At 62.0% G+C, this 12,233-nt stretch carries 12 protein-coding genes; 10 read left to right on the plus strand and 2 right to left on the minus strand.

The features are described from left to right. Positions 1-17: 17 nt before the first annotated feature. Genes HY836_RS04695 through HY836_RS04720 form a run of 6 tightly spaced genes read left to right on the plus strand, consistent with a single transcriptional unit; the run spans position 18 to position 5,647 of the window. The gene (locus HY836_RS04695) at positions 18-1,721 is read left to right on the plus strand and encodes a DUF2341 domain-containing protein (protein ID WP_290674057.1); all 1,704 of its coding nucleotides are present in this window, start codon (positions 18-20) and stop codon (positions 1,719-1,721) included. Between the two features lie 26 nt (positions 1,722-1,747). Further along, complete coding sequence (locus HY836_RS04700) at positions 1,748-2,155, plus strand: biopolymer transporter ExbD (RefSeq protein WP_290674059.1); 408 nt, start codon at positions 1,748-1,750, stop codon at positions 2,153-2,155. A gap of 12 nt (positions 2,156-2,167) precedes the next feature. Continuing rightward, positions 2,168-2,569 (plus strand): biopolymer transporter ExbD, encoded by a 402-nt coding sequence (locus tag HY836_RS04705; RefSeq protein WP_290674061.1) that lies wholly within the window; start codon positions 2,168-2,170, stop codon positions 2,567-2,569. A 1-nt stretch (position 2,570) separates the two neighbouring features. Further along, positions 2,571-3,266 (plus strand): TonB C-terminal domain-containing protein, encoded by a 696-nt coding sequence (locus HY836_RS04710; RefSeq protein WP_290674064.1) that lies wholly within the window; start codon positions 2,571-2,573, stop codon positions 3,264-3,266. Positions 3,267-3,291: 25 nt separating this feature from the next. Then, positions 3,292-4,980, plus strand: a complete 1,689-nt coding sequence (locus HY836_RS04715; RefSeq protein WP_290674066.1) for a putative porin — start codon at positions 3,292-3,294, stop codon at positions 4,978-4,980. Beyond that, on the plus strand, positions 4,967-5,647 hold the full coding sequence (locus HY836_RS04720; RefSeq protein WP_290674068.1) for a hypothetical protein: 681 nt from the start codon (positions 4,967-4,969) through the stop codon (positions 5,645-5,647). Before HY836_RS04715 ends, HY836_RS04720 begins: the two co-directional genes overlap by 14 nt. A gap of 27 nt (positions 5,648-5,674) precedes the next feature. Here the strand turns inward: HY836_RS04720 and HY836_RS04725 are convergent, their stop codons facing one another. Further along, positions 5,675-6,481: a hypothetical protein gene (locus HY836_RS04725; RefSeq protein ID WP_290674070.1), complete on the minus strand. Its 807-nt coding sequence runs from the start codon at positions 6,479-6,481 to the stop codon at positions 5,675-5,677. A 239-nt stretch (positions 6,482-6,720) separates the two neighbouring features. Here HY836_RS04725 and HY836_RS04730 point away from each other — a divergent pair, with 239 nt between their 5' ends. Genes HY836_RS04730 through HY836_RS04740 form a run of 3 tightly spaced genes read left to right on the plus strand, consistent with a single transcriptional unit; the run spans position 6,721 to position 10,159 of the window. Next, positions 6,721-9,150 carry a tetratricopeptide repeat protein gene (locus tag HY836_RS04730; protein WP_290674072.1) on the plus strand — a complete coding sequence of 810 codons (2,430 nt, stop codon included), beginning with the start codon at positions 6,721-6,723 and terminating at the stop codon, positions 9,148-9,150. Positions 9,151-9,152: 2 nt separating this feature from the next. Beyond that, on the plus strand, positions 9,153-9,476 hold the full coding sequence (locus tag HY836_RS04735) for a DUF1840 domain-containing protein (RefSeq protein WP_290674074.1): 324 nt from the start codon (positions 9,153-9,155) through the stop codon (positions 9,474-9,476). Continuing rightward, positions 9,476-10,159 carry a histidine phosphatase family protein gene (locus HY836_RS04740; RefSeq protein ID WP_290674076.1) on the plus strand — a complete coding sequence of 228 codons (684 nt, stop codon included), beginning with the start codon at positions 9,476-9,478 and terminating at the stop codon, positions 10,157-10,159. Before HY836_RS04735 ends, HY836_RS04740 begins: the two co-directional genes overlap by 1 nt. A 17-nt stretch (positions 10,160-10,176) precedes the next feature. Here HY836_RS04740 and HY836_RS04745 read toward each other — a convergent pair whose 3' ends face one another. Beyond that, positions 10,177-10,785 carry a TetR family transcriptional regulator gene (locus HY836_RS04745; protein ID WP_290674078.1) on the minus strand — a complete coding sequence of 203 codons (609 nt, stop codon included), beginning with the start codon at positions 10,783-10,785 and terminating at the stop codon, positions 10,177-10,179. Positions 10,786-10,909: 124 nt separating this feature from the next. On the opposite strand from HY836_RS04745, the gene HY836_RS04750 reads away from it, so the two are divergent. Continuing rightward, positions 10,910-12,232: an efflux RND transporter periplasmic adaptor subunit gene (locus tag HY836_RS04750; RefSeq protein ID WP_290674080.1), complete on the plus strand. Its 1,323-nt coding sequence runs from the start codon at positions 10,910-10,912 to the stop codon at positions 12,230-12,232. The last annotated feature ends 1 nt before the right edge of the window (position 12,233 follow it).

The raw sequence follows: 12,233 nt of genomic DNA on the forward strand, positions 1-12,233 counted from the left end.
TTTGACGAATGATCCCCATGAAACTCTCGCGTCTGCTCCCCTCGGCTTTGTTGTTGGCCGCCAGCTGCCTGCCCTTGACGGCGCAGGCTTGGTGGAATGCAGATTTCAAGCAAAGAACCAAGGTCACGCTTAACACGACGGCTCAAGGCGTTGAGACCAAAAATGCCTTGTCGGGTGCAGTGGTGCCGGTTCGCCTGCATTCAGGCAATTTCGACTTCCTGAGCGCCAAGCCCGATGGCAGCGATCTGCGCGTGGTGGCCGCCGATGACAAGACGCCGCTGAAGTTCTGGGTTGAGCGCTTTGACGGCACCAACGAACTGGCTGTGCTGTGGGTCCAGGTGCCCAGCGTGGCGCCTGGTACCGACAAGAATGGCGTGTTCGTGTATGCGGGTAACGAAAAGGCAGCGGCTGAAGCCACTTCCGCCGCCCTCTTTGATGGGGCCATGGCGGCAGCCGTGACATTCTCGGGTAAGGCAGGCGAGCCCGCGACCGATGCCTCAGGCCAGATCAAGTCGGCGGCTGCGGTAGAGCGCGAGGCCAACGGCCTGATCGGCTCCGCAGCCAAGCTAAGTGGGCAAGCCATCGCCTTCAGCGGCGAGAAATTGAAGGCCCCTGCGGCCGGTCCTTATAGCGTGAGCCTGTGGCTCAAGCCCGCCACCTTGGACGGGACGCTGTTCAGCCAGGGACCGCTGTCATTGAAGCTGGTGGGTGGCAAGTTGACTGCCGCGCTGGGTGGCGGGCTTGCCGCCGGTGGCGAGTTGCCTGCCTACGCTTGGGCTCATGTGGCGGTGACGGTAGGTGCCGGCAAGGTCACCCTGTATGTCAATGGCGCGCAGGCTGCGCAGGCTGATCTGCCCGCAGATGTCGCGCCCATTGATGGTGTCTTGAATGTGGGTGAAGGCCTGACTGGTCAACTCGATCAGCTTGAAGTGGCGGGCACGGTCCGGTCTGATGACTGGGTGAAGTTCGCTCATGCGGCACAGAGCGCCGAAGCCAAGCTGGTTCTGGCGGTAACCCAGACGGAAGGCAGCGCCGATGCCGAAGGCGGTGGCGAAGCCGGCCATTTCGCCATCCTGGTCAATAACCTGACGACGGATGCCTGGGTGGTCATCATCATCCTGGCCATCATGTTTGTCATCGCGGTTTGGGTGATGTACGACAAGGCCGTACTGGTTGGTCGTGCCGACAAGGACAACAGCAAGTTCCTGGCTGGCTTTAGGGGTGCCAAGGATGTGCTGACGGTGTCTACCCAGAGCATGAAGCATTCGCAACTGGCGCGCCTGTACGAGGCCGGCTTGCGTGAACTCAAAAAGCGCGACGTGGGTAGTGCAGGGGCGGCACCACTGTCGGGGGCATCGATTGATGCCGTGAAGGCCGCCATCGATGCCGACCTGATCCGCGAGAGCCACTCGCTCAACAGCAAGATCGTTCTGTTGACCATTGCCATTTCGGGCGGCCCGTTCCTGGGTCTGCTGGGTACCGTGGTGGGCGTGATGATCACTTTTGCCGCCATTGCCGCTGCGGGTGACGTGAACGTGAATGCGATTGCACCTGGCATTGCGGCAGCACTGCTGGCCACCGTGGCCGGTCTGGGGGTGGCCATTCCCGCGCTGTTTGGCTACAACTATCTGGCCGCCCGCATCAAGAACATTTCGTCGGACATGAGCATTTTCGTGGACGAGTTCGTTACCCGTGTGGCCGAGAACTACGGTGCGCGTTGATCCTCTTTGCATGACCGGAGCACGACATGGCGGGTGATGTCAAAGGCGATCTGCAGGCGTATGACGATATCAACGTCACACCCATGCTGGATCTGGCCTATGTGCTGCTGGTGGTCTTCATCATCATGACCACGGCCTCGGTGCAGGGCGTGAAGGTGACACCGCCCTTGACCCAGGCCACCAACAACCTGGCCAAGCCACAGACCAAGGGCATCACCATCACGGCAGATGGCCAGGTCTTCCTGGATGCTTACCCGGTGAGCCTGGAGCAGTTGCAAACCAACCTGGCGCAATACAAAGCCGCCAATCCGGCTTTGCCGGTGGTGCTCAAGGCCGATGCAGCGGCGCAGTACGAGAAGGTCATGGAGGTGCTGGAAATCGCCAAGAAGCTCGACATCACTGAAATCGGGCTCGCTACCAAGCGCCTGCAGTAAAGGAGCGCTGCGATGCAAGTTCAAAGCGAAACCAAACCGTACGATTCGATCAACGTCACGCCCATGCTGGATCTGGCCTATGTGCTGCTGGTGGTCTTCATCTTGATGACGACCGCATCGGTGCAGGGACTGAGCGTGAGCATGCCCAAGCCGAGCAACAAGCCCAGCACCGAAAAGCATGACCTCAAGATCGTGCAGGTGATGTCTGATGGCGCCTTGATGGTCAATGGCGTGCCCGTGAACATCAGCCAGCTTGAAACACAGTTGCTGGACGCCAAGGGGCGTGATCCCAAGATGAGTGTCGCGATCAAGGGCGACGCTCGTACCCAGTACGCCAAGGTGGTGGAAGTGATCGACTTGTGCAACAAGATCGAAGTGTCCATGGGCCTGGTCACGGCACGCATCGGGACTTGACATGACGGACAACAATCAGGACAAGGACCAGGCCGGTTCATCCACCAGTCCGTGGGTTCCAGCGCTCATTGTCTTGCTGGTGCTGGTGCTGGGTCTGGCCTATCTGGGCGTGAAGTCCATGGGCACGGGGGGCAGCGGGCCCAAGCGGCAGAACGTGAAGATCGCGGTGCTGCCCGATACGCCGCCGCCACCACCTCCACCTCCGAAGGAGGAAAGGAAGCCCGAACCTGAGAAGCAGGAAGACAAGCCGATGCCTCAGGAGGCGCCCAAGCCACAGGACACCCCACCCGAGCCCGCACCCATCAAGATGGAAGGTGCCGCTGGTGATGGCGAGAGCGCCTTTCAGTCTGGCGGGGTCAGCAGCGACTACAAGGGTGGCGACCCGAACGGTAACGGCGGTGGCATGCCGGCAAACCGCATGCAGTTTGGGCTTTTTGCCAATCAGTTGAAGCGCCATATCCAGACCGCTTTGGCCAAGGATAGGGAAATCAAGGGCCGTGAGTATCAGCTCAAGGTTCTGGTATGGCTGGACAAGGATGGCGGCTTTCAGCGTGTGGAACTGGATTCGTCTTCGGGCGACGCTGAGCTGGATCAGGCGCTGACAAGGGCCTTCAAGCGTTTGCCACCCATCAGCACCGTGCCCGCTGACCTGCCTCAACCGGCATTGCTTCGACTTACCAACCGGATGGCCGGTTGATTCTTTGGATCTTCAGATCATGATGATGTCTAGACAACAATGGTGGCCCGTGGCCACCGCCATTTCGCTGGCCATCGTGGCCGGTGGCGCACATGCGGATGAGCGTGAGTCGCTCGAAGCCTTGCGTCAGACCACATTGGGGCTGATAGAGGCCCTGGTCGACAAGGGCGTGCTCACGCGTGAGGTGGCCGATGGCATGCTCAAGCAGTCTCAGCAAAAGGCGGCACAGGTCGCTGCCGCGGCGCCTCAGGCCAAGCCAGAAACCACGGCCGGCGGCAAGCCCGTGCAGCGCATTCCTTATGTGTCTGAAGCCATGCGCACCCAGTTGCGCAACGAGGTCAAGGAAGAGGTGCTGGCCCAAGCGCGTACGGAGCGTTGGGGTGTGCCCAACGCCTTGCCATCCTGGACGGATCGCATCAAGATCGAAGGTGACATCCGGTTGCGCTACCAGAGCGACAAACCCGGCAAGAGCAACACCTCGCCTGACGACTATCTGGTTTCGGAGGGGGCCAATGATGGCTTCACCCGCGCTGCAGATTTTGGCGCGTATTCACCGACATACTTTTACTCGACTGCCTCCACGCAAGAAGAACGTACGCGCGAGCGCCTGCGCTTGCGCCTGGGCGTATCGGCCAAAGTGGCCGATGAGGTGGGGGTGGGTGTACGCCTGGCAACAGGCAGCAGCACAGACCGAGTCTCTACCAACCAGACCATGGGGCAGGGATTCAACAAGTATCAGCTCTTTGTGGACCGTGCTTTCGTTCGCCTGGACCCGGCCGAGTGGATCACCATCCAGGGAGGGCGTATTCCCAATCCTTGGTTCAGCACCGAGATGGCGTGGAGCGAGAACCTGAATTTTGAAGGCTTGGCCACGACGGTGCGTTTCGCCGAACCGCAAGACAGCTTCGTGCCCTTCGCCACGGCGGGATGGTTCCCTTTGCGCGAAGAATCGCCACCCCGTAACGGTGGTCGCAGTCTGGTTGGCGCACAGGTGGGCGCGAGTTGGGACCTCGAATCTCGCACCAAGCTGAAATTCGGTCTGGCCTATTACCATTACAAGAACATGGAGGGGCGCAGCGATCTCAATTATGGAAGTCAGGGTACGACCCAGGTGCCGTACGTAAATTACGGTGCGTATGAGTATGGTTCCAGCTTGCGCCAGAAGGGCAACACGCTGTTCGAAACCAATCCTTCGGAGATCGGTGATTCCATTCCCCTGTGGGGCCTGGCCTATCAGTTCAAGCCCCTGGTGTTGACCGCGTCGGCCGAGTTCACGCACTTCAGCCCCTTCAACATCATGTTGACAGCGGAATACGCGCACAACACGGGCGTGAGCGAGGATGACTTCCACAAGCGCGCCACCGACTCCCTGTACGCTGGCAAAGATCCCAAGGGCCGTGCCGATGGCTACAACCTGAAGGTGGCTGTGGGGGCGGCCGAGGTGCGTGAGGTTGATCAATGGCAATTGATGGCCAGCTACCGCCATGTCGGCTCCGATGCGGTGCTAGACGCTTTCACCGACAGCGATCTGGGGCTGGGCGGCACCAACGTCCAGGGCTTCACGCTGGGGTTCGCTTACGGGGTCTACCGCAACACCAATCTGAACGTGCGCTACCTGTCGGCCAAGAACATCGACACCACCTTGAACAGCAGCTATCCGGATGCCCTGTACAAGGTCAACTCCTTGCAGGTGGACCTCAATGTGCGCTTCTAATTTCCTGATGGCCACGTCGCGTGGCGTGTGCATGGCCTTGATCATGCTGGCCGCTGGTGGCGCGGTACACGCCGAGGCCGATCGCGAGCAGGAGCAGCTCAAGCGCCTGCGCCTGCAGATGCGTCAGCTACAACAGGATCAGGCGTCTCTGCAGGAATCGCAGGCCAAGTCGGATCGCGAGAAGCAGCAGGCCGAGTCTTCTCTGAAGGATACCCGGTCGCAGCTCGACAGTCAGCGGGCGGCGGCCACAACTGCATCGCGCAAGCTGGCGGCGCTGAGCACGGAGCTGGCTGCGTTGAAGGACGAACGCACGCGTCTGTCTGAGCAGGTGGAAAGGCTGACGAAGGAACTCGCCGAGTCGACCAGCGCCGCACAACGGAATTCGACCCGCTTCAAGCAGCTTGAGGGGGATTTGTCAGCGCGCTCGCAGTCGCTTGCTGCCGGCCTGGACAGCTGCCGAAGCCACAACGCTGACCTCTATCGAATCGGGACCGAATTGCTGACGCGTTACGAGAACAAGGGCCTGCTGGATGTGGTGTCTGGTGCCGACCCCTTCTTGCAATTGGCGCGCGTGCGTCTGGAGAACGTCAAGGCCGAGTACCAGGACAAGCTGGATGCGGCGCGCCTGAAGGCCTCATCAGAGCAGGCTGCGGCGAGCAAGCCCTGATCCCGGCCGCCGACAAGGCGGCAGCGATCAGAAGCTCAGACTCCGAAAGCCGTCAGCCGGGTAGGCTGCACCCGACGCGTCGGCATTGATGAGGTCGGGCAAGACCAGCAGGCGCCCGCCTTGCTGGCGCAGGCCCCGGTGGAAGCTGACGTGTTCGCAGCGTTGCCAGCGTGTGATCTGGGGCTGGTCCATGTTGCCCCATGCTTTGACGTCCTCCCCGCAGTAGGTCGCCGGGTTCTTCAGCACGGCCGGCATGCGGTAGATGCCCAAGCCGCCAAACGCCGAGTCCACCGCCATCGGGGGCGCATCGACAGGCAGCGTGAAGATACGCCGACGAAACGTCTGTTCGAACGCTTCTTGATCGCTGCAGCCATGGCGCAGCGCATGGTCAAAGACCTCTTCCCAGGCGTCTCCAGGACAACGATCCGGCTCGCGCAAGGCCCAGAGGTCGTAATAGTGATCGAGCTGGTTGGCGAATATGGCCACCACGTCTTGTTGGGCGTGCATCCAGTTGATCTTGGCTTCGATGATGTCGATGTCCCAAGGGCGGGTGTTGACGTCGTCGAGATCGAGCATCACGACCAGGGTGTAGCGCCCATCGCCATACCACCGCCGCAACGCGGCAACCAGGGCATTGCGTGCCATGGCCAGGCGAACCGTGCGTTGAGGGATCTGGCTGGCCAGCCCATCAAGTACCAACAACTGGTTGTCGCCTTCGTGCTCCTGGCAAAAGGCGCTCAGCAGGGCTTGGGTCTGATCAGTCGAGTCGTTTTCAAGAAAGAGACAGGCGGAGCCGGGGTAGCGGGCCGCCAGCGATCTGATGTTGGCCAACACTGCGGGCAGTTCGCTTGCGCAGTCGCGGGCGCAGCCGCAGAAGACAATTTGATGCGGAATAGTCATCACGAAAGAGTTGTCAGAAAACCGCCTTGAAAGCTGGCTAAGCTGTTGGCATGAGCAAGGGTGATCGAGCAAGGGTTGTGGCATCAGGCAAGAGCGTGAAGCCATCAGCCCAGCAGCAAAAGCAGTTGCAGTTTGCGTGGGCCCTGTTACAGGGTGGCGACACAAATCAGGGCATGGCCGTTTTCATGAGCCTGAGCACGCAAGCCGGTTGCGAGGCATCTGCCTGTACCGGTCTGGCGCAAGCGCACATCATGCAAGGCCAGGCCCAGCAGGCGCTAGCATGGGCTGAGCAAGCCGTGGCCTGGCCGGAGGCGCCCCTGCAAGGGCACCTGCTCTACGCTCAGGCTTTGCGAATGACCGGGCAAGCGGCCGGGGCCGTTGCCCATTGTGAACGCGTGTTGCGGCATGCGCCCACCTCGGTCGCGCTGATGACCAGTCTGGCCTTGGCACAACGCGATGCCGGACAAGTGGCTGCGGCAGAACAGACCTGCGAGCAAGCCTTGAAGCTGGTGCCACAGGACCTGGCCTTGCACCAGAACCTGGCCAATCTGCGCCAGGCCAGGGGCGCCTTGAAGGAGGCTGAAGCAGGCTATCGCCAGGTCCTTCGACTGAAGCCGGGCCACCCGATGGCACTGTGCGAACTGGGCCACGTGACCAGCAAGCAGGGGCGCATTGACGAGGCTCGGGCTTGTTTTGAAGCCGCCGTCAGAACTGATGCACGGCTGGCGCCTGCCTGGCGGGCATTGGCGCAGATTGAAGAGCAAGCCGGGCACATCGAACAAGCCTGCCAGCATCTCATCCAGGCTCTTCAGGCCGATGGCCGTGATGCGCGGAGCTGGTTCGACCTGGGCCGGTTGCAGATGCAGAACGCGCCAGAGGCCGCGATGGCGGCATTGGAGGAAGGCCTCAGGCGGTCGCCATCCGACAAGCAGGCTTGGCTGCGGCTGTGTCAGTTGGCCTTTGCCCGTGGTGCTTTCCAGCGAGGCCTGGCGGCGTCGACCCAGTGGACGATCAGTCAGCCCCATGAAGCGCAGGCTCACTATTTCAAGGCCTTGTTTTGTCGATCGCTGGGCCGAGCGGATGAGAGTTTGCATGCCGCCAGGCAGGCCATGGCGTTGGCGCCAGTAGACGCGCTGGCACTGGAGTGCCTGTATCTGCAGACGGCGGCCCACCTGGACATGGGCGATCTGAGCGCCGCTCAGCAGGGCGCGCAGCAGCTGGACGAGCTCGCCAGCGGCCCGGTGCAGCAGGCTAACGTACACGAGATCCAGGCTGGTATCGACATCCTTTCAGGGCAGATTGCGCGGGGCATGGCGCATTACGAAGCCAGCATGGCCTTGTTGCCCGAGCGCTTTGCGCCCAGGGCTGCGATCTGTGCTGCAGCCTTGTACCGAAGTGACCTGGGCGACGACTCGGTGCTGGGCGAGGTTCGCCGTGTCATGGCGCCGTTCAACCCCTTCCGTCAGCCCGCGTACTTCGCCAATGAGCGGCGTCTCGACAAGGTGCTCCGGGTAGGCTATGTATCAGGTGACCTGAGGCAGCATTCCTGCGCCTACTTTCTGGCCCCCTTGTTGTCGGCACACGACCCCGATGCGGTGTCCGTGGTGGCCTATTCGACTTGTGCACAACAAGACGCCACGACTGAACGCCTGCGTCAACATGTCGATGTCTGGCGTGATGTCGCGCATCTTGGGGCCCAACAGTTGCGTCAACAGATTCGTGAGGATGGCATTGATATCCTGATCGATCTGTCTGGCTTCACGGACGGAGGCCGACTGCAGGCGCTGTCCCGGCGGGCCGCGCCGGTTCAATGTGCGTGGCTGGGTTACCTGGGGACCAGCGGCCTTGAAGCCATGGACTATCGCCTCACGGACGAGTGGGTCAACCCACCAGATCTCGATCGGCTGATGACCGAGCGTGCCCTTCGTTTGCCTCGGCCCTATGTCTGTTATGAGGCTGACACATCTGCCCCCGCCCCGTCCCCGCTACCCCTTCAGCACCGGGGGCAGGTGACCTTCGGATCTTTCAACGTGCTGCAGAAGATCAGCCCGGAATGTGTGGCCATGTGGGCCGGCGCATTGCAGCGCGTAGTCGGTTCGCGCCTGGTGCTGAAAACGCGGGCCTTGTCGAATGCAGGCGTACGTGAGGCGTTGTGCGAGGCCTTTGCTGCGCACGGCATCACCCCTGACAGACTCGACTTGCTGAACTGGATAGAAGGGCAGCAGCACCACCTGGATCTGTATGCGCGCATTGATGTGGCCCTTGATACCTACCCCTACAACGGTGTGACCACCTCTTGCGAGGCGATGTGGATGGGTGTGCCGGTGGTCAGTCGATACGGGTCTGCGGCGGTGTCCCGCCAAGGGCTGACACTGCTCCGGTCTGTGGGGTTGGCGGCCCTGGCTGTGCCCGACAACGACCTCTTCGCACAGGCCTGTGCCGACCTGGTGTCCGATGCCAGCGCGCTGGCAGAGCTGCGTGGGTCCTTGCGCGAGAGGATGCGCAGCAGCGCCTTGATGGACCGCGACGGCTTGGCACGCGAGGTGGAGTCCGCCTACCGCGCCATGTGGCGCAATTGGTGCCTTGGGGGTACTACACTCTGAGCATGGCACTCACATTCAAATCTCAGGCAACCGGCAATCTCATCATGGTGCAAGCGCATGCGCTCGCCTTGTTGAAAGTGATCGGCAAGGCGGATCAGGTCAAAGGGGTTCTAGAGCCTGCCGACATGCCGGCCGCCTTGCTGGCCCTGCGTGAACTGAGCGATGAACCGATCGCTCCGGTGGCCGAGAATGAAACGGAACCTTCGGCAACACCGGAATTGTCCTTCCCGGATGAGTTCGTCAGCTTGCGCAAACGGGCTTGGCCGCTCATCAAGATGATCGAAGAGGCTCAGGGGGCTGACAAGCCTATTGTCTGGGGTGTGTGATGCCTGATCAAGTGACCCGCCTGCTCGTCATTCGCCACGGCGAAACACCGTGGAACCTTGAGGCCCGCATCCAGGGGCACATCGACATTCCCCTCAATGACAAAGGGCGCTGGCAGGCCGAGCGCGTGGCGCAGGCACTGGCCGATGAAGAGTTGCACGCGATCTACAGCAGCGACTTGCAACGTGCCCGGCACACGGCTGAGGCCATTGCCGAAGCCGTTGGTCTGCCGTTGAGCCTGGATGCAAGCTTGCGTGAGCGCCATTTCGGGCGTTTCGAGGGCATGACCCAGGACGAAGTGGCCACGCAATGGCCCGAAGAGGCGCGGCGCTGGCGTGAACGCGATCCGGCATATGGGCCAGAGGGTGGTGAAACGCTGGAAGCCTTTTATGAGCGATGCATGGCGGCCATCACGCGGCTGGCGCGTCAGCACCCCGGGCAGCACATTGCCCTGGTGGCGCATGGCGGTGTGCTCGATTGTTTCTACCGTGCTGCCAATGGCCTGGAGCTGGATCTGCCGCGCAGCTGGAGGATCACCAATGCCAGCGTCAACCGCCTGATCTTCAATGGCGAAGGTTTCAGCCTGGTCGGGTGGGCTGATAACCGCCACCTGGAAGACGATGAGGCTGCGAGCCTGGATGAGCGCACCGACGGCACGGTGGGAGCCGAGGCGCGCCGCGCCTGAGCCTTGCGCAGACAGCGTCAGCGCAGCCCGCCGAGGAACACGTCGATGCCGGCATCGGCGGCGGCCACCAGATCGTGCCGTGACTGATCCAGCATCCAGTTATGGATCAGACCATTGACCAGCGCCATGTAAGTCACGGCCAGCACATGCAGGTTCAGATCCGCCCGGATGTGGCCCAGTGACTGCGCCCGTCGGAAAGTGGCCTCGACGTGGCTCTGGCAGGAGCCGTGCACGTTCAGGTGCCGCTCACGGATGCCTGACAGTTCATCAACGTACTCCACTTTCAGTGTGGCGATGTCAAAGACCCGCTGTGTGCGCGGGTCATGCGCGATGCGCCGCATCACGTCCATCATGGAGGCCTTGAGTTCAACCAGGGGATTGGCTTCGCGTTCCGTGTCGATGGATTTGAGCGTGTCTTCCATGGGCAGCGTGGTGCGCGCCATCATGGCGTTGAACAACTCGGTCTTGTCTTCGAAGTGCCAGTAAACCGCGCCGCGCGTCACGCCGGCGGCCTTGGCGATGTCCTGCAGGGAGGTTCTGGACACGCCGCGCTCGGCAAACAGGCGCTCGGCCGCGTCCAGCAGGCTCTCGCGGGTTTGTTGTGCATCTTCTTTGGTTCGGCGCATGACGAGTTGTGAAAAACCGTGAATTCCCGGTGGGATTCTCGCAGATTTGGATGCATACATACAAGCATGTATGTATACTCCGCAGCTATATCGTTGACCAGGCAAGTATTTGAGGAGGTGCCCCATGGCGAGTCGTGAACTGACAGTTGAACAAGAAGAAAATGACGCGATCTCCGAGGTGCGCACGCCGCTGCTGAAGAAAGACAAGCTGTGGCACTGGACGGCCAACGCCGTGGGCGTGCTGGCCTTGTGTGCCGTGGCGGCGTCCTTCCTGACCGGTTGCGGGCAGAAGGACCAGGCGGCTGGCCCGGGTGCCGGTGCGGCCAAGCCTGGTGGTGGTATGCCGCCCGCGCAGGTGGGTGTGGTGACGGTGCAGACCCAGAGCGTGCCCGTGATGGCCGAACTGCCTGGTCGTCTGGAAGCCTTGCGCACGGCCCAGGTGCGTGCCCGTGTGGCCGGTATCCTGCAGCAGCGCCTGTTCACGGAAGGCGCGGACGTGAAGGCCGGTCAGCCCCTGTTCCAGATCGATTCGAGCACCTACAAGGCCGCGCTGGACAGCGTGCAGGCCACCCAGGCCAAGGCCGAAGCCAATCTGGCGCAAGCCACGGCCTTGGTGGACCGTTATCAACCGCTGCAAGCCGCCAAGGCCATCAGCCCGCAGGAATTTCTGAACGCGCAGGTGGCACAACGTCAGGCGCAAGCCGATGTGGCCTCCGCCAAGGCGGCCGTGCAGACGGCGCGCATCAACCTGGGTTACGCCTCGGTGACGGCGCCCATCTCCGGCCGCATCGGCCGTGCGCTGGTGACCGAAGGCGCGCTGGTGGGCCAGGGTGAAGCGACCCAGCTCGCGCTGATCCAGCAGGTCAACCCGCTGTATGTGAACTTCACGCAGTCGGCCAACGAGGTCATCAAGCTCAAGAAGGCGCTGGAAGCCGGCACCATCAAGAAGGCGGGCAACCAGGCTGCGGCTGTGCGTGTGGTGCTGGATGACGGCACCGAGTACCCGCTGCAGGGCAAGCTGCTGTTCTCGGATCTGAGCGTGGACCCTAGCTCCGGCCAGGTGTCCTTGCGCGCCGAGTTGCCCAACCCGCAAGGCATGCTGCTGCCCGGCATGTATGTGCGCGTGCGCCTGGAGCAGGCCGAAGTGGATGGCGGCATGTTGCTGCCTCAACAGGCCGTGACACGCAGCAGCCAGGGGGACACCGTGATGGTGGTGGACGCCGAAGGCAAGGTCTCGCCCCGCCCGATCAAGCTGGGTGGTGCGCGTGGCAACCAGTGGATCGTGCTCGGTGGTTTGAAGTCCGGCGAGCAGGTCATGGTGGATGGCTTCCAGAAGATGATGAATCCCAAGGCGCCTGTGAAGGCCGTGCCATGGGTGCCGCAAGGCGCTGCACCGGTTGCATCGTCGGCTGCATCGGCCCCGGCATCGGCTGCTGCCTCACGCTGAG

It is taken from the genome of Aquabacterium sp., assembly GCF_016234775.1.
In the GTDB taxonomy this organism is placed as follows: Bacteria; Pseudomonadota; Gammaproteobacteria; order Burkholderiales; family Burkholderiaceae_C; genus Aquabacterium.

Bases quoted from the DNA above. Each gene is read 5' to 3' on its own strand.
- HY836_RS04695 (WP_290674057.1), top strand. From the start codon at position 18: ATGAAACTCTCGCGTCTGCTCCCCTCGGCTTTGTTGTTGGCCGCCAGC.
- HY836_RS04700 (WP_290674059.1), top strand. From the start codon at position 1,748: ATGGCGGGTGATGTCAAAGGCGATCTGCAGGCGTATGACGATATCAAC.
- HY836_RS04705 (WP_290674061.1), top strand. From the start codon at position 2,168: ATGCAAGTTCAAAGCGAAACCAAACCGTACGATTCGATCAACGTCACG.
- HY836_RS04710 (WP_290674064.1), top strand. From the start codon at position 2,571: ATGACGGACAACAATCAGGACAAGGACCAGGCCGGTTCATCCACCAGT.
- HY836_RS04715 (WP_290674066.1), top strand. From the start codon at position 3,292: ATGTCTAGACAACAATGGTGGCCCGTGGCCACCGCCATTTCGCTGGCC.
- HY836_RS04720 (WP_290674068.1), top strand. From the start codon at position 4,967: ATGTGCGCTTCTAATTTCCTGATGGCCACGTCGCGTGGCGTGTGCATG.
- HY836_RS04730 (WP_290674072.1), top strand. From the start codon at position 6,721: ATGGCCGTTTTCATGAGCCTGAGCACGCAAGCCGGTTGCGAGGCATCT.
- HY836_RS04735 (WP_290674074.1), top strand. From the start codon at position 9,153: ATGGCACTCACATTCAAATCTCAGGCAACCGGCAATCTCATCATGGTG.
- HY836_RS04740 (WP_290674076.1), top strand. From the start codon at position 9,476: ATGCCTGATCAAGTGACCCGCCTGCTCGTCATTCGCCACGGCGAAACA.
- HY836_RS04745 (WP_290674078.1), bottom strand. From the start codon at position 10,785: ATGCGCCGAACCAAAGAAGATGCACAACAAACCCGCGAGAGCCTGCTG.
- HY836_RS04750 (WP_290674080.1), top strand. From the start codon at position 10,910: ATGGCGAGTCGTGAACTGACAGTTGAACAAGAAGAAAATGACGCGATC.